Origin of the sequence: Kitasatospora sp. NBC_01539, from assembly GCF_045040525.1 — a bacterium.
In the GTDB taxonomy this organism is placed as follows: Bacteria; Actinomycetota; Actinomycetes; order Streptomycetales; family Streptomycetaceae; genus Kitasatospora.
The window spans coordinates 3611704-3627024 of sequence record NZ_CP109390.1 but is presented as its reverse complement, the minus strand read 5'-3'; the positions used below and the strand labels follow the sequence as shown (position 1 = coordinate 3627024).

The following is a 15321-nucleotide window of genomic DNA, read 5'->3' as shown; positions in this document are numbered from 1 at the left end:
GTGTCTGCGAATCCGAGCGGAACGCAAACAGATCGTGATTGATACGAAGCAGTTCGCGGTCAGTCCGCTGCTGACCCCGGATACTCCGGGAGCGAGCCGCGAGCAGGTTCGAGCTGGTGGAGTGTGCGAAGCGCCGTGATCCCGGCCAGGGCCCTCGCCAATGCATCTTTCGGTGACCAAATGCGGATCCCGAGGGCTGCGGCGATCTGCTCGTCCTTCTTCAGCAGGTCCTTCTCGTTCGTGACGAAGGCGTGCCCGCCGTAACGGGCCGCTGTTGCGACATGCATAGCGTCACGCCTGGAATTCTTTCGCACCGTCTCCCAAGAAGCCGAAGGAAACAGGATCGCGAAAGCATCCTGGATCCGTTGCCCATCTTCTTCAGAGGCGAACACAGAAGCGTCAAGGCGAGAGTTATCAAAAACGAAGGGCCCGAACGCTTCAGGGAAGTCGGCAGCCTCCTCTTCTCGCTCTGCTTGGGTTGCTTCATCTTGCCCTTCGAGTCGCTCTGTGTTCATCGTGTCAGTGCGAGCCAAACCGATCCAGCCCTCCTCCCAGAGACGGAACAGCTCCCGGGTGTCCGCATCATCCCGGTGGACAGCACCAATCAGCGTGTTCGTGTCGATGAACATGTAGAGCGCGATCAGATTCCGGCCGCGAAGCGGTGCGGGACTCATTCTGACTCCTGTGGTTGAGCGGGGATCGTCGGCGAGTATAGGGCAGCCTCCTCGCAAATACGAGACCACAAGCGGGACTCGCTGTAGGCATCTGCGGAGAGCGTCTCGGTATAGCCGCCTTGAGGCATCTGCTGAGGGGTTAGATGCCTCGGGTATCCATCTGCTCGAACCTTCGCAAGCGACGATTTCTCGATCAGCCTGGCTGTCCAGCCGTCCTGGACCTCCAGCGTCCGTACGATTCGCCAGCCTTCCTTCCGGTGGGCTCCCAGGCGGCGAGCCTCGTTGTCGCTGTTGCAAATGCCGATCTTGTAGGACAGGTGCCAGTAGTGAACGGCAAGGTAAACCAGGGAGGGTGCCGCGTAATCGATTCCCTTGGTTGCGCAGTACCGGCACCCACCTGCCTGGCCTTTGTAGATATTTCCGAAATGCGGGCTAACGGAACGATTGCATTTCTGGCAGATTCCCGGCCAGGGCTTGTTCATGCCGGGATATGGGGCGGTCGGCGTGACGCCGGCCAGTGTCATGATTTCAACTGCGACCGCCTCATCGTGAAGGCGATCCCGCGCCATGTCCTGATGCGCGCACGACCAACAGCCCGATCGGCGCTTGCTGCCCGACCGGATATTCGCCAGGGCGGGGTTGCCAACCTTTCCGCAGCGCATGCATCGGCTCGACCAAGGACTATTAGTCGATTGATATGGCGCAAGCGGTTCCCATCCCGCAGCCTTCATCTGGGCCAGCGCTTCACTTTCAGGCACGGGAAGTTTGCCCGAACCATCGCGGTGACTGCAAAGACGCTGCTTGGCCCCGCGAGCAGCGCTGAGCGTCGGCTTCCGCGTTCGACCGCACGTCAAGCAGCGAGATTTCCAAGGAATCCCCGTTTGGCCGGGGTAGGGATCCAGCGGCTTGAACCCGGCGCTCATCATTTCAGTGAAAGCCTGCTTATCCGGGATCCTTGGACGATTTGCCGCAGAGCACACCGAGCATCCACCACCGACCCGGATGCGACTTAGCCCAGGAGTGACTTCCTGATTGCAGGTTGTGCAGCGGCAACGCCATGATTCGTTTGCTCCTGGATATGGTTCCAGCGGAATGAAGCCAGCTTCAATCATCTCCTGTTCGGCATCCTGGTCGGATACTCGAAGATGCTTGCCGGCCGAGCAGAGCTTGCAGCCAGAGGTCTTACTCAGGCGCAGCCCGGTCAGGGTCACAGACCGAGTATGGCCGTTGGCGCATTTCGCTTTCCAGGGGTGGTTGGCAAGCCCCGGATAGGGTTCAAGAGGAGTCCAGCCCTTTACCTGAATCTCCGCAAGGGCTTGCCCGGAATCTATCCGCTTTGAAGCCGAGAGGTTCGCCGCAGCGCATTCCTTGCACCCCCGACCAGCGCGAACGTTGGTCAGGCGAGGCTCGGACCGGTGCCCGGCGGCGATGCAGCGAGCCGGCCACGGTTTGCCCGCGCCCGGATACGGCGCCTCTGGCTCGTATCCACCCGAGCGCATCACGGCAGCAGCGGCCTCGGGATCAAGGGGTCTCACCACCGTGCCACCGTATCCGGGGCCACCGACAGGACCTGGGCAGGGGAAGCGACCGAGCCGATGAGGCCACTCGCAAGTTGTGGATCTCATTCGCAAGGTATCGATCACGGTCGCAGTGAGGGCAGGATGCCCGATGCCCCGCCGGCCGTGCCCCGCGTTGTCCACAGGCCCGGTCGCATCATCACACCGCTGGTGCGTACACCCTGTGGACAACCTCCGTTCGCCGGACGTGTGCGAGCCCTGCACCCGCGCCTCGGCCCCGGCACCGGGGTTCTGTCGGCGCCTCCGGGTAACGTCGTGTGCCATGGCGGCCGAACGGGACACCCGATCCACGTCGCCGCGTCGGCGTTCCCGGGCTGCCTCCGGGTACGGCGCCGCGGCGCCCGGCGCACCGCTCCCCGGTGCGCCGGCGTCCGATGCCCTCCTGGCGGTCCAGGCGCCGCAGGCCGGGGTCGCCGAGGCGGACGCGCCCGGCGTGCGCCGTCCGGTCGACCCCGCCCCGATCGACCCCGCCTCGGTCGAGGTGCGCCGCAGCACCCGCCGCAGCCGCACGGTCTCCGCGTACCGCGAGGGCGACCGGACGGTCGTGCTGATCCCCGCCCGGATGTCGCAGGCCGAGGAGCAGCGCTGGGTGGCGCAGATGCTCGACCGGCTGGCCCGCCAGGAGAGCCGCCGGGCCCCCGGCGACGACGTCCTGGCGGCGCGGGCCCGGGAGCTGTCCGTGGCGTACCTCGGTGGCCGGGCGGTGCCGCGCAGCGTCCGCTGGGTGACCAACCAGAACTCCCGCTGGGGGTCGTGCACCCCGGGCGAGGGCAGCATCCGGCTCTCCCACCGGCTGCAGGGCATGCCCGGCCACGTCGTCGACTACGTGCTGCTGCACGAGCTGGCGCACCTCCTCGTGCCGGACCACGGGCCCCGCTTCTGGGCGCTCCTGGAGGCGTATCCGCGCACCGAGCGGGCGCGCGGCTACCTGGAGGGCGTGGCCGCCGCCGGGCGGCTGCCGGGCGCCCCCGACCCGCAGGGGACGGCGGCGGCGGACGGCTGCGACTGAGGCGTCCCGCTCCGGGATCCGCCGTCCACCGGGGCTGCTGCGGACCCGCCGGCCTGGGATAGGGTCGCGGGGATCAGTCGCCGTACGGGAGGGGGCCGGCCCGCGCCATGTCCAGAGAACTCGCCAAGGCGTCCCGGGTGCGGATCAGTGAGCTGACGCCCGGCACCGACCTGTACCTCGGGGTGCACATCACCGGGCCCGGGCTGAGCTTCGACATCAGCTGCTTCGGCCTGGACGCCGACGAGAAGCTGAGCGACGACCGCTACTTCGTGTTCTTCAACCAGCCCGCCAGCCCCGAGCAGTCGATCCGTCTGCTGGGCGCGCGGGAGGGCGACTCCGAGTCGTTCGCGGTGGCGCTCGGCTCGGTGCCGGAGGCCGTCCACAAGCTGTCGCTCACCGCGACCATCGACGGCGACGGGCAGATGTCCCAGGTCGCCTCCGGGTACGTCCGGATCGTCGCCGGCGGCACCGAGGTCGGCCGCTACAGCTTCACCGGCGCGGAGTTCTCCACCGAGCGCGCCGTGATGCTGGCGGACGTCTACCGGCGCGGCAGCGAGTGGCGCTTCGCGGCGGTCGGCCAGGGCTTCGACGGCGGCCTGCGGGCCCTCCTGGAGAACTTCGGCGGCGAGGCCCTCGACGAGGACGGGCCGGCCGCCCCGCCCGCTGCGGCACCCGCGCCGGCTGCCCCGCCCGCCCCGTCCACTGCGGCACCCGCGCCGGCCGCCCCGCCCGCCCCGCCGGTGAGCGTTCCGGCCCCCGCGCCGTCGTACGACGCGACGCTGGTCGCCGTCCCGGCAGCGGTCCCCGCCGCCGCGGTCCCGCAGCAGGCCGGGGGCGTCCCGGTGGGTGTGCGCGTCTCGCTGACGAAGTACGTCGAGGTGCCGGAGAGCCCGGGCTGGGTGAAGCAGAACGACAACCTCGTGCGGGTCCTGCTGACGAAGGGCCAGGACGTGCTCGCCCTGCAGGGCAGCATGGTCGCCTACCAGGGCAAGGCCGACTTCGCGCACGAGGGCTCCGGCATGCTGCGCAAGCTGGTCGGCAACCTGACCGGCCAGCAGCTGAAGCTGATGCGGATCACCGGCGAGGGCCAGGTCTTCCTCGCCGACGAGGCCTGCGACCTGCACGTCGTACGGCTGGAGGGCGACACGCTCTGCGTCGGCTCCGACCGGGTGCTGGCCTTCGAGGCGGGCCTGGAGCACGAGGTGCGCCGCATCGAGGGCGAGGGCCTGCCGAACGGCGGTTTCTTCACCCTGCAGTTCAGCGGCCACGGCGTGGTCGTGGTGAAGACGAACGGCGTGCCGGTGGTGCTGCCGGTCACCCCGGCCCCGGAGACGTACGTCGACGTGCAGGCGCTGGTGGCCTGGTCGCGCGGGTCGCAGGTGATCACCACGGCGCCGGTGCGGATCCGCCGCTCCGCCTACGCGGGGCACGCGGCCGAGTCGTACAGCCTGCAGTTCCGCGGTGCCCCGGGGAACTTCGTCATCGTCCAGCCGTTCGAGGTCTGAGGTCCAGGAGGAGTCATGCAGGCACAGTTCCTCGCGGGTGGCGGGCTGGACGCGTACCGGGCCGCCGACACCGCGGCGCGGATGAGCAACCACGGCGCGGCGATGTGCCGGGTCGGGCTCACGGCCGGGGCGGACGTGTACGCGAAGGCCGGGGCGATGGTGGCCTACGACGGCTTCCTGCAGTACGAGCCGGTGTCGCAGTCGTTCCGCCGGGCGCTCGGGGAGTGGGCGTCGGGCGAGCGGAGCCCGCTGCTGCGCTGGACGGGCGACGGCGCGCTCTACCTCGCCGACATGGGCGCGGACGTGCTCAACCTGCACCTCGCCGACGAGTCGCTGTCGGTGAACGGCGCCCACCTGCTGGCCATGGACGCCGCGTTGAGCTGCAGCGTGGAGAAGGTGCGCGGTGCGGCCCTGCTCGCCGGCACCGGCCTGTACAACGCGACCGTCGCCGGCACCGGCTGGGTGTCCGTGACCTCCCGCGGAGTGCCGGTGGTGCTGGACTGCGCCGAGGCCGAGACGTACGTCGACCCGGACGCGCTGGTCGCCTGGACCACCGGGCTGGAGGTGCGCACCCGGCGGACGGTCAAGGTCGGCGCGCTGGTGGGCCGCGGCAGCGGCGAGGCCCTGCAGCTCGGCTTCCGCGGCTCGGGCTTCGTCGTCGTGCAGCCCAGCGAGGACACCGCCGACCGTCTCAAGATCCGCGGCTGAGAACCGAGTTCGAGGAGCCCTTCCGTGCAGAGCCCCCTCCTGGCGCACACCGCCGGCACCGGCACCGACCGCTTCGCCCTGCAGAACCCGCAGATGCTGCGGGTGTCGCTGGACGGCCAGTCGAAGGTGCTGGCCCGCAGCGGCGCGATGGTCGCGCACGTCGGCAAGGTCGCCTTCACCAGCTGGTCGCCGCAGACCGGCAACCGCCGCGGTCCGCGGCGCGACGCGGGCGTGCTCGACATGATGAGCTGCTCCGGCACCGGCACCGTCTACCTCGCCAACCTGGCGCAGCACCTGCACGTGCTGTCGCTGCGCGACGAGCGGCTGGTGGTCACCAACTCCTACGTGCTGGCGCTGGACACCTCGCTGGCCTGGCACACCGTGGCGATCGAGAACGGCGACCGGATCGCGGGCGTCGGCTCGCGGTGCCTGGAGTTCTCCGGCTCCGGCAGTCTCGTGCTGATGACCTCGGGCCGTCCGCTCGTCCTGCCGGTGGAGCCGGGCCGGTACGTGTACGGCGACGCCGACGCGGTGGTCGGCTGGTCGTCCGGGCTGGAGGTGCAGTTGCAGGCGCAGAGCAGCAACACCGAGGCGTGGCGGCGCCGTGGCACGGCCACCGAGGGCTGGGAGCTGGCGTTCACCGGCCGCGGCCACGTGATCGTGCAGCCGAGCGAGCTGCTGCCCCCGCGGCGGGTGCCGCGCGGCTGACCGCGCGCACCCCCGCCGCGGGGCGGCGGGTCCGGATCAGGTCAGCGCGCGGGCCAGCCCGACGAGGGTGCGCACCGAGCCGTCGGTGAGCCCGGGCAGCTCGTCGTAGCCGAACCAGCGGAGGTCCAGCGACTCCTCGCTGATGAGCTCGCGGGCCCCCGCGGGGGCGATCGCCACGTACTGCACGTCGAGGTGGGTGTTCTCCGGCCGGTCCTTGCCGGTGCACCGCACCTGGTGCCGGTCGAGCTTGACCGGGGCGGGCCGGCCGCCGTCGGCCAGCAGCGTCAGGCCGGGGATGCCGGACTCCTCGGTGGCCTCGCGCAGGGCGGCGGCCGCGAGGGTGGTGTCGCCCGGCTCGCAGTGGCCGCCCATCTGCAGCCACCGGCCGACCTTGGGGTGCAGCGTGAGCAGCACCCGGCCGCCGGCGGGGTCGACGACGACCGCGCTGGCGGTGATGTGGGCGGGCAGGCACTCCCGCCACAGGCCGTCGGGCCGTTCGGCGAGGTGCGCGAGGTAGTCCTGCCGGAGCCGGTCCTGCGCGGGGTCGGCGACGGCCCAGGCGTCGAGCGTGCGGACGGCGTCGTGGTGGAGCCCGGTCACCTGCCGTCCTCCGTGCCGGTGCCGTCCGCGTCCGTGCCGGGGTCCTTCCCGCCGGCGGTGCCGTCGCCGGCGGCGTCCCGGCCCCCGGTGCCGCTGCCGCGGGCGGCGTCGCCGAGCAGCTTGTCGAGTGCGGAGAAGTCGATGCCGCCCTCCTCGGCGCGGTGCACGAAGCCGTCCGGGTCGTCGAGGTCGGCGGCGGTGGGCAGCATGTCGGGGTGCTCCCAGAGCGCGTCGCGGCCGTCGATGCCGCGGGCGTCGGCGAGCGAGGCCCAGAGCCGGGAGGCGTCGCGCAGGCGGCGCGGACGGAGCTCCAGGCCGACCAGGGTCGCGAAGGTCTGCTCGGCCGGTCCGCCGGTGGCGCGGCGGCGGCGCAGCGTCTCGCGCAGCGCGCCGGCCTGCGGCAGGTGCGGCTGGGCGGCGGCGTGCACGACGGCGTCGACCCAGCCCTCGACGAGCGCGAGGGCCGTCTCCAGGCGGGCGAGCGCGGCCTTCTGCTCGGGGGTGTCCTCGGGCTGCAGCAGGCCGCCGGCCAGTGCCTCCTGGAGCGCCTCGGGGTTGTTCGGGTCGAGGTTGCCGACCAGCTCCTCCATGCGGGAGCTGTCGACCTTGATACCGCGCGCGTAGGCCTCGACGGCGCCGAAGAGGTGTGCCCGGAGCCACGGCACGTGGGCGAAGAGCCGCTGGTGGGCGGCCTCGCGGAGGGCGAGGTAGAGCCGCACCTCGTCGGCGGGCACGCTGAGGCCCTCGCCGAACTCGGCGATGTTCTGCGGCAGCAGCGCGGCCTTGCCCGCGGGGGCGAGCGGCAGGCCGACGTCGGTGGAGCCGGTGACCTCGGCGGCGAGCGCGCCGAGCGCCTGGCCGATCTGGGTGCCGAACATCGCGCCGCCCATGGAGCGCATGACGCCCATCAGCGGGCCGGCCATGGCCTGCATCTCGGCGGGCAGCACGCCGCCCATGGCGGTGCCGACCCGCTCGGCGACCGGGTCGACGAGGTCCTTCCAGACCGGCAGGGTGGCCTCGATCCACTCGGCGCGGCTCCAGGCGACGGCGGTGGTCGAGCCGGACGGGAAGTCGGTGGCGGCGTCGAGCCACAGCTCGGCGAGCCGGACGGCCTCGGTGACGGCGGTGCGTTCGGCCGCGCCGACCGACCGGTCCTTGCTGCGGCCCTCGGCGGGCTCGGCGACGACGGTCTGCCGGGCGATGTTCTGCGCGAGTTCCCAGTTCACCGGGCCGCCGTCGAAGGACAGCATCTGGCCGAGCTGCTGGAAGGCGGCGCCCAGGTCGTTCGGGTCCAGGCCGCCCATCATCGCGCCGAACGGGTTGTCGCCGGCCGGGCCGCCCATGCCGAACAGCGCGCCGAAGGGGTTGCCGGGGCCGCCGAAGCCGAACGGCTGCTGCGGGTTGTCGCCGGAGCCCTCGCCGCCCTGGTCGTCCTTCTTGCCCTTGCCGTCCTCGGGCTCCTCGGGCGGATTGGAGAATCCGAAGGGAAGGTCACTCACGGGGTCCTCGATCTGCTCGGCCGTCACGCGGAGGTGTGGCGGGGTCTTCGTGTACCCGCGAAAGGGCGGGACGTGTCCATGGTCTCGTGGTCCGATGGCTCAGGGTGCAACCGCCGGGCCCGTGCCTCGGGCAGGATGGGCGGTACGTGACACTCGTCCGTACGCACATAAGCTAACCGTGGAGGATGGCCGGTGAGTTCCCCGCCTTCGGACGTTCGCTCTGGGCTGACCGGAGGTGAGGACGGCGCCGCGGCCCCCGCGGGTTCGCCGTCTCCAGCCTACGGCGGCAGGCCGCTGACCGTGGCCGTGACCGGGGCGGCGAGCGTGCTCGGCGAGCGGGTCGCCTCCCGCCTCGTCGGCTCGCCGGGGGTGCGCCGGGTGCTCGCCATCGACGACCGCCGGGGCGACGTCCCCGGCGTCCAGTGGCGGGTGCTGGACGTCCGCGACCCCGCCGTGGCCGAGCGCCTGGCCGGGGTCGACGTGGTCGTCCACCTGGCCATGGACCTCGGGATGGAGACCGATCCGCGCGCCCGCAGCGCCTACAACGTGCGCGGCGCGCAGACGGTGCTGACCGCCGCCGCGGCGGCCGGCGTGTCGCGGGTGGTGCTCTGCACGTCCGCGATGGTCTACGGCGCGCTGCCGGACAACGAGGTGCCGCTCGCGGAGGACTCCGAGCTGCGGGCCACCGAGGAGGCGTCGCTGGTCGGCGACCTGCTGGAGATCGAGCGCCTGGCCCGGCGCGCCCCGCGGGCGCACCCCGGCCTGCAGGTGACCGTGCTGCGGCCGGCGGTGGTGGTCGGCCCCGGTGTCGACACCGTGCTGACCCGGCACTTCGAGGCGCCCCGGCTGCTGGTGGTGGCGGGTTCCCGGCCGTGCTGGCAGTTCTGCCACGTCGACGACCTGGCCTCGGCGCTGGAGTACGCGGCGCTGGGCCTGGTGGAGGGCGAGGTGACGGTGGGCTGCGACGGCTGGCTGGAGCAGGAGGACGTCGAGAACCTGTCGGGGATCCGCCGGATGGAGCTGCCGGCGTCGCTCGCGCTCGGGACGGCGGCCCGGCTGCACCGGCTCGGCCTGACGCCCGCCCCCGCCGGTGACCTGGCCTACACGATGTACCCGTGGGTGGTCTCGGGCAGCCGGCTGCACGAGGCCGGGTGGCGGCCGCGGTACGGCAACGAGGAGGTGCTGGCGGAGCTGCTGGCCCAGGTCGCCGGCAAGCACGCGGTGGCGGGTCGCCGGCTGGGCGGCAAGGAGGCCGCGACCAGCCTGGGCGCGGCGGGCGCCACGGTGGCGCTGGTCGGTACGGCGGCGCTGGTGCGGCGGGCGAGGAAGCGCCGCCGGTTCTGAGGTCCGTTCCGCTCTGCGGAATGGTGTAATCGTGATGCGGAAGTCCTTGCCGAACGGCACCGGAGATGGGGAATCATGGTGACCATGCCCGAGAACGACGATCCGATCCGCCTCCTCGCCGTCCGCGACACCCCGCTGTCGCTGGACGAGGTGTACGACGCGGTCGGCCACGACGCGGCCGGCGGCACCACCGTCTTCGTGGGGACGGTCCGCGACCACGACGGCGGCAGGTCCGTCACCGCGCTGGAGTACAGCGCCCACCCGACGGCCGAGCAGGAGATGCGCCGGATCGCGGAGAAGATCGTCGCGGACTTCCCGGTCAGGGCGCTGGCCGCGGTGCACCGGGTCGGCCGGCTCGGCATCACCGACAAGGCCGTGATCGTCGCGGTCTCCTGCGCGCACCGCGGGGAGGCCTTCGAGGCGGCCCGCCGCCTGATCGACGACCTCAAGCACGAGGTGCCGATCTGGAAGCACCAGGTCTTCGAGGACGGCAGCGAGGAGTGGGTCGGGGCCGGCTCCTGCTGACCCGCGCCCGCGCCCTTCCGCGCTCCTTCCCACCCGTCCGGTCCCAATCCGGGCCGTAACCCGGACGGTGCCGTCACCGTTGTCAGCGCGGCCGGTTAATCTGCTGATAGACACGACGAGCTGGGAGTACGGACATGGCTGCGCTCGCCTGGTTGATCATCCCCGTCGCCGCCGCACTGGCCGCCATGGTCTGGGCGGGCTGGGCGGCCCGCACCCCGCGCGCCACCGGCGACCCGGCCTCGCTCGCCGAGCACGAACGCTTCCGCGCCGCGATGGAACGCTCCACCGCGGGCCAGGCCGACCGGCCCCGCGGCTGAGCCCGGCGCCCGGGCAGCGCAGGCCCGCCCCGGTCCCGTACTGTCGAGCCATGCCACGCCGCTCAGCGACGATGCTCGCCGCCACCCTGCTCCTCATAGGCCTGCTCTGCGCCTCCGTGCTGATGCGTGTGCCGTACACCGAGATGAGCCCCGGGCCGACGTACAACACCCTGGGCGAGCAGGCGAAGAAGGGCGGCGGCTCGGTGCCGGTGATCGCGATCACCGGGCACGAGACGTACCCGACGACCGGGCACCTCAACATGACCACCGTGCAGGTGACCGGGGCGAAGTACGAGCCCAGCCTGATCTCCGCGGTGGTCGGCTGGCTGCGCAAGGACGTCCTGGTGGTGCCCCACGACAACGTCTACCCGAAGGGCCAGACCGACAAGGAGGCCCAGCAGGAGAACGCCGAGCAGTTCGCCTCCTCCGAGGACAGTGCCAAGACCGCCGCACTGAAGGAGCTCGACATCCCGGTGGAGTCGCAGGTGGTCGTCTCCTCGGTGGTGGCGGGCGGCCCGTCCGAGGGGAAGCTGCACGCGGGCGACCGGATCGTGGCGGTCGACGGCACCGCGGTGACCGCCAAGGAGCAGGTGGCCGCGCTCGTCACCCGGCACAAGCCCGGGGAGACCGTCGAGTTCACCGTCGTGCCGCACGCCGGGTCCGGCACGTCCGGCGCCGCCGCGGCCGGGAAGAAGGTCGCGATCACCACCGGCAAGGCCGACGACGGCCGGGCCGTGGTGGGCATCCTGCCGGGCAGCGACCACACCTACCCGTTCACCATCGACATCGGCCTGCAGGACGTCGGCGGGCCCAGCGCCGGCCTGATGTTCTCGCTCGGCATCATCGACAAGCTCACGCCGGACGACCTGACCGGCGGCCGGTTCGTCGCCGGCACCGGCACCATCGACGACGACGGCGCGGTCGGCCCGATCGGCGGCATCCAGATGAAGCTGATCGCCGCCCGCGACAAGGGGGCCGAGTACTTCTTCACGCCCTCCGAGAACTGCGCCGAGGCCGTGCGCGACACCCCGTCCGGGCTGACCCTCGTGAAGGTCGACACCCTGGACGGCGCGCTCGACGCGCTGGGGAAGATCCGCGCCGGCGGCACCGCGGGACTGCCGTCCTGCCCGCGGTGACACCGGCGGCGGGCGTCAGGAGAAGGTCGACAGCAGGGCCTCGCTGAGCCCGGGCACCAGGTCCGGGCCGGTCAGCACCTCGCGCGCGATGTCCTTCTCGCGCAGCCGCAGGGCGATCTCGCGGGAGCCGTCGCGCAGCACGGCGGCCGTGATGCGGACCTCCTGGCGCTGCGGGTGGTTCTCGACCCAGGCCGACAGCTCCTTCTCGGTGGCGTTCTTCGGCCGGGACTGCTCCGCACCCGGCGGCAGCATCAGCCGCTCCACGACGAGCGCGCAGCCGACCACCTGGTCCGGCCAGGCGATGGTGCCCAGGAAGCGGTCCAGCTCGGAGCCGGCCGGCAGCTCCTCCTGCTCGACCGGCGTGAAGCCGGTGCTCTCGTCGGCGGTCAGGCCGAGCTGCTTGGCCAGCCGCGGATCGGCCTTGCGCAGCGCGGCGGTGTCGACGAGCGCGAACAGCCGGGCCGGGAGGTCCCAGCCGAGCGTCGCCGCGTACTCGTCGATCTCCAGGGCGGCCCGGGTGAGCGGGGAGGCGGCCGGCGGGAGGCCGTCGCCGGCGGGCGTGAGGGGTGCATCGGACATGGACACCATCCTCACATGCCGCCCGGTTCCGGCGGTCGAGGCGATCCCGGCGGCCGAGGGGTTCCCGGTAACGGTCGGATCTCGGGGCAAACCGCGGGGAACTCAGGTAAAGACAGATTAAGTTGCTCTGAGGACGGCTAGGACCGCTACGACCGCAGACGACACAGCAGAGGTGCCCCCTTGGTTTTCCAGATGCCGGACCGCCCCGAACCGGGCTTCCGTGCCAGAGTCGGCCCGCCCTCCCGGCGCACCCGCGTGCTGGTGCTCACCGCGGGCGTCCTCGTCGCGCTCTTCCTGCTGTTCGTCATGGTGTCCGGCTTCTGGACGGACTGGCTCTGGTACAAGTCCGTCGACTACAGCCGGGTGTTCACCACCCAGCTCCGGACGAAGGCCGGCCTGTTCGGCGTCTTCGGTGTGCTGATGGCCGTCGCGGTCGGCTTCAACATCTGGCTGGCGCACCGGCTCCGGCCGCCGCTCGCCGCGATGTCGGTCGAGCAGCAGAGCCTGGACCGCTACCGGATGGGCGTCGCGCCGTACAAGAAGTGGCTGCTCCTGGCCGCCTCGCTGCTGGTCGGCCTCGTCGCCGGCGCCGCGGCCTCCGGGCAGTGGCGCACCTGGCTGCTGTGGACGAACCAGACGCCCTTCGGCGTGAAGGACCCGCAGTTCCACCGGGACGTCGCCTTCTACGCGTTCGACCTGCCGTGGTTCGAGTTCCTGCTGGGCTTCGCGTTCAGCGCGGTGATCGTCTCGCTGCTGGCGTCGACGCTGGTGCACTACCTCTACGGCGGTCTGCGGCTGCAGGGGCCTGGCCGCCGGGCGAGCCGCGGCGCACAGGGCCACCTGGCCGTGCTGCTCGGCGTGTTCGTCCTGCTGAAGGCGGTCGCGTACTGGCTCGACCGGTACGCGCTGGCGGTCAAGTCCGGTGCGTACAAGGGCGTCGACGGCTGGACGGGCCTGCGCTACGTGGACGCCAACGCGTTCCTGCCGGCCAAGACCATCCTGTTCTTCGTCGCGATCATCTGCGCCCTGCTGTTCTTCATGACCCCGATCCGCCGCACCTGGGCGCCGGCGCTGATCGGCTTCGGCCTGATGGCGCTCTCCGCCGTGCTGATCGGTGGCGTGTACCCGGCGATCGTGCAGCAGTTCCAGGTCAAGCCGAACGAGCAGGCCAAGGAGACGCCGTACATCCAGAAGAACATCGACGCGACCCGCCAGGCGTACGGCATCACGGGGGCCGAGACCCAGCAGTACGACCCCAAGGAGGGCGCCAAGTCCGGCGCGCCCGCGCCCGATCCGCAGACGATCGCGGACATCCGCCTGATCGACCCGAACGTGGTCGCGCCGACGTTCCAGCAGAACGAGGCACTGCGCAAGTACTACGCCTTCCCGAAGACGCTGGACGTCGACCGGTACGGCGACCAGGACACCGTGCTGGGCCTGCGCGAGCTCGACCTCAGCGGCGTGCAGCAGCGCAACTGGATCAACGACCACTTCAAGTACACCCACGGCTACGGCATGGTCGCCGCCAAGGGCAACCAGGTCGACGGCAACGGCAACCCGGTCTACACCGAGTCCGGCCTGCCGACCACCGGTTCGCTCGGCGCGTACAAGCAGCGCGTCTACTACGGCGAGAAGACCGGCACCTACTCGATCGTGGGCGGCTCCAACCAGGAGATCGACTACACCTCGGAGAGCGGCGCCGACCAGACCTTCCAGTACGACGGCGGCAGCGGCGTCTCGCTGGACAACCCGTTCACCCGCGCCGCGTACGCGATGCGCTTCGCCGAGCCGCAGATCCTCTACTCCGGCGCCATCACCGACGGCGCCCGGGTCATCTACGACCGCACGCCCAAGGAGCGGGTCGAGAAGGTCGCCCCCTGGCTGTCCATCGACGCCGACCCGTACCCGGTCGTGCAGGACGGCAAGCTGGTGTGGGTGCTGGACGCCTACACCACCTCGGACGGCTACCCGTTCTCGTCCAAGACGACCCTGGGCGAGTCCACCAAGGACTCGCTGACCGACCAGCGCGGCCGCACCCTGACGGCGGTCAACACGGTCAACTACATCCGCAACTCGGTGAAGGCCACCGTCGACGCGTACACCGGCGCCGTCACCCTCTACCAGTGGGACGACGCCGACCCGGTGCTGAAGACCTGGATGAAGGCCTTCCCCGGCACCGTGCAGCCCAAGTCGAAGATCCCGTCGACCCTGATGCCGCACCTGCGCTACCCGCAGGACCTCTTCAAGGTGCAGCGCGACCTGCTCGGGCAGTACCACATGACCGACGCCACGGCCTTCTTCAACGGCACGGACATCTGGCAGGTGCCGGTCGACCCGACCACCAACACCGGTGACGTGCAGCCGCCGTACTACCTGACGCTGCGGATGCCCGGTGCGCCCGACACCAGCTTCTCGCTCTCCACGAGCTTCGTGCCGAGCGGACGCGACAACCTCGCCGCCTTCATGGCCGTCACCGCGGACCCGGGGCCGGACTACGGCAAGATCCGGATCCTCAAGATCCCGGGCGGATCCGGCGCGCTGGGACCGAAGCTGACGCAGGCGAAGTTCAACTCCGACCAGGCGGTGGCCAACAAGCTCACGCTGCTGAAGACCGGCACCGACTCCGACATCGAGTACGGCAACCTGCTGACCCTCCCGGTCGGCGGCGGCCTGCTCAACGTCGAGCCGGTCTACCTGCTCGGCCGCGGCGCCAAGGCGCCGGTGCTGCAGAAGGTGCTGGCGGTCTACGGCGACAAGGTCGCCCTGGAGGACAACCTGGAGAAGGCGCTCGCCGCCGTCCTCCCGGGAGCCGCGGGCAGCGCCACCACCCCGCCGACCGCCCCCACCACCCCGACCACGCCCGGCCCCACCACACCCGGGCCGACCGCGCCGGGCACCGCCGCGGGCACGACGCCGGAACTGCAGCAGGCCCTGAAGGACGCGCAGAAGGCGTTCGACGACGGTCAGGCGGCCCTGAAGACCGGCGACTGGGCGGCCTACGGGCAGGCCCAGAAGGCGCTCCAGGAGGCGCTCGACCGGGCCGCGGCGGCCCAGCCGTCCACGGGCGGAGCCACCCCGGCACCCTCGGCCCCGGCGTCGCCGGCGCCGTCGGCCACCCCCTGAGCTGCGAGAACCGATTG

General features: G+C 71.5%; 14 protein-coding genes. 9 read left to right on the top strand and 5 right to left on the bottom strand.

Features of this window, described 5'->3' with window-relative positions; genetic code table 11:
* Positions 1-59: 59 nt before the first annotated feature.
* Positions 60-674, bottom strand: a complete 615-nt coding sequence (locus OG335_RS15400; protein WP_405011677.1) for a hypothetical protein — start codon at positions 672-674, stop codon at positions 60-62.
* Positions 671-1885 (bottom strand): hypothetical protein, encoded by a 1215-nt coding sequence (locus OG335_RS15395; RefSeq protein WP_405011676.1) that lies wholly within the window; start codon positions 1883-1885, stop codon positions 671-673. Before OG335_RS15395 ends, OG335_RS15400 begins: the two co-directional genes overlap by 4 nt.
* Positions 1886-2513: 628 nt before the next feature.
* On the opposite strand from OG335_RS15395, the gene OG335_RS15390 reads away from it, so the two are divergent.
* The 4 genes from OG335_RS15390 (at position 2514) to OG335_RS15375 (ending at position 6181) form a co-directional block, all read left to right on the top strand.
* Positions 2514-3260, top strand: coding sequence for a M48 family metallopeptidase (locus OG335_RS15390; protein ID WP_405011675.1), 747 nt, complete (start codon positions 2514-2516; stop codon positions 3258-3260).
* 107 nt (positions 3261-3367) lie between these two features.
* Positions 3368-4765: a TerD family protein gene (locus tag OG335_RS15385; RefSeq protein ID WP_405011674.1), complete on the top strand. Its 1398-nt coding sequence runs from the start codon at positions 3368-3370 to the stop codon at positions 4763-4765.
* A 15-nt stretch (positions 4766-4780) separates the two neighbouring features.
* Positions 4781-5473, top strand: a complete 693-nt coding sequence (locus OG335_RS15380; RefSeq protein ID WP_405011673.1) for an AIM24 family protein — start codon at positions 4781-4783, stop codon at positions 5471-5473.
* A 24-nt stretch (positions 5474-5497) separates the two neighbouring features.
* Positions 5498-6181, top strand: a complete 684-nt coding sequence (locus OG335_RS15375; protein ID WP_405011672.1) for an AIM24 family protein — start codon at positions 5498-5500, stop codon at positions 6179-6181.
* A 36-nt stretch (positions 6182-6217) separates the two neighbouring features.
* On the opposite strand, the gene OG335_RS15370 is transcribed toward OG335_RS15375, so the two are convergent.
* Positions 6218-6781, bottom strand: coding sequence for an NUDIX hydrolase (locus OG335_RS15370; protein ID WP_405011671.1), 564 nt, complete (start codon positions 6779-6781; stop codon positions 6218-6220).
* Positions 6778-8280, bottom strand: coding sequence for a zinc-dependent metalloprotease (locus tag OG335_RS15365; RefSeq protein ID WP_405011670.1), 1503 nt, complete (start codon positions 8278-8280; stop codon positions 6778-6780). Before OG335_RS15365 ends, OG335_RS15370 begins: the two co-directional genes overlap by 4 nt.
* Positions 8281-8472: 192 nt before the next feature.
* Here OG335_RS15365 and OG335_RS15360 point away from each other — a divergent pair, with 192 nt between their 5' ends.
* The 4 genes from OG335_RS15360 (at position 8473) to OG335_RS15345 (ending at position 11602) form a co-directional block, all read left to right on the top strand.
* The gene (locus tag OG335_RS15360) at positions 8473-9624 is read left to right on the top strand and encodes an NAD-dependent epimerase/dehydratase family protein (protein WP_405011669.1); all 1152 of its coding nucleotides are present in this window, start codon (positions 8473-8475) and stop codon (positions 9622-9624) included.
* Positions 9625-9708: 84 nt separating this feature from the next.
* Positions 9709-10149: a molybdenum cofactor biosynthesis protein MoaE gene (locus tag OG335_RS15355; protein WP_405011668.1), complete on the top strand. Its 441-nt coding sequence runs from the start codon at positions 9709-9711 to the stop codon at positions 10147-10149.
* Between the two features lie 134 nt (positions 10150-10283).
* On the top strand, positions 10284-10466 hold the full coding sequence (locus tag OG335_RS15350; RefSeq protein WP_405011667.1) for a hypothetical protein: 183 nt from the start codon (positions 10284-10286) through the stop codon (positions 10464-10466).
* A 50-nt stretch (positions 10467-10516) separates the two neighbouring features.
* On the top strand, positions 10517-11602 hold the full coding sequence (locus OG335_RS15345) for a PDZ domain-containing protein (protein ID WP_405011666.1): 1086 nt from the start codon (positions 10517-10519) through the stop codon (positions 11600-11602).
* A gap of 15 nt (positions 11603-11617) precedes the next feature.
* Here OG335_RS15345 and OG335_RS15340 read toward each other — a convergent pair whose 3' ends face one another.
* On the bottom strand, positions 11618-12181 hold the full coding sequence (locus OG335_RS15340; protein ID WP_405011665.1) for a PPA1309 family protein: 564 nt from the start codon (positions 12179-12181) through the stop codon (positions 11618-11620).
* 192 nt (positions 12182-12373) lie between these two features.
* Here OG335_RS15340 and OG335_RS15335 point away from each other — a divergent pair, with 192 nt between their 5' ends.
* Complete coding sequence (locus tag OG335_RS15335; protein WP_405015411.1) at positions 12374-15304, top strand: UPF0182 family protein; 2931 nt, start codon at positions 12374-12376, stop codon at positions 15302-15304.
* The last annotated feature ends 17 nt before the right edge of the window (positions 15305-15321 follow it).

What these genes read in the sequence shown, in the direction of transcription:
- OG335_RS15335 (WP_405015411.1), top strand. Translation starts at nt 12,374, where the DNA reads ATGCCGGACCGCCCCGAACCGGGCTTCCGTGCCAGAGTCGGCCCGCCC.
- OG335_RS15385 (WP_405011674.1), top strand. Translation starts at nt 3,368, where the DNA reads ATGTCCAGAGAACTCGCCAAGGCGTCCCGGGTGCGGATCAGTGAGCTG.
- OG335_RS15390 (WP_405011675.1), top strand. Translation starts at nt 2,514, where the DNA reads ATGGCGGCCGAACGGGACACCCGATCCACGTCGCCGCGTCGGCGTTCC.
- OG335_RS15380 (WP_405011673.1), top strand. Translation starts at nt 4,781, where the DNA reads ATGCAGGCACAGTTCCTCGCGGGTGGCGGGCTGGACGCGTACCGGGCC.
- OG335_RS15355 (WP_405011668.1), top strand. Translation starts at nt 9,709, where the DNA reads ATGCCCGAGAACGACGATCCGATCCGCCTCCTCGCCGTCCGCGACACC.
- OG335_RS15350 (WP_405011667.1), top strand. Translation starts at nt 10,284, where the DNA reads ATGGCTGCGCTCGCCTGGTTGATCATCCCCGTCGCCGCCGCACTGGCC.
- OG335_RS15400 (WP_405011677.1), bottom strand. Translation starts at nt 674, where the DNA reads ATGAGTCCCGCACCGCTTCGCGGCCGGAATCTGATCGCGCTCTACATG.
- OG335_RS15345 (WP_405011666.1), top strand. Translation starts at nt 10,517, where the DNA reads ATGCCACGCCGCTCAGCGACGATGCTCGCCGCCACCCTGCTCCTCATA.
- OG335_RS15340 (WP_405011665.1), bottom strand. Translation starts at nt 12,181, where the DNA reads ATGTCCGATGCACCCCTCACGCCCGCCGGCGACGGCCTCCCGCCGGCC.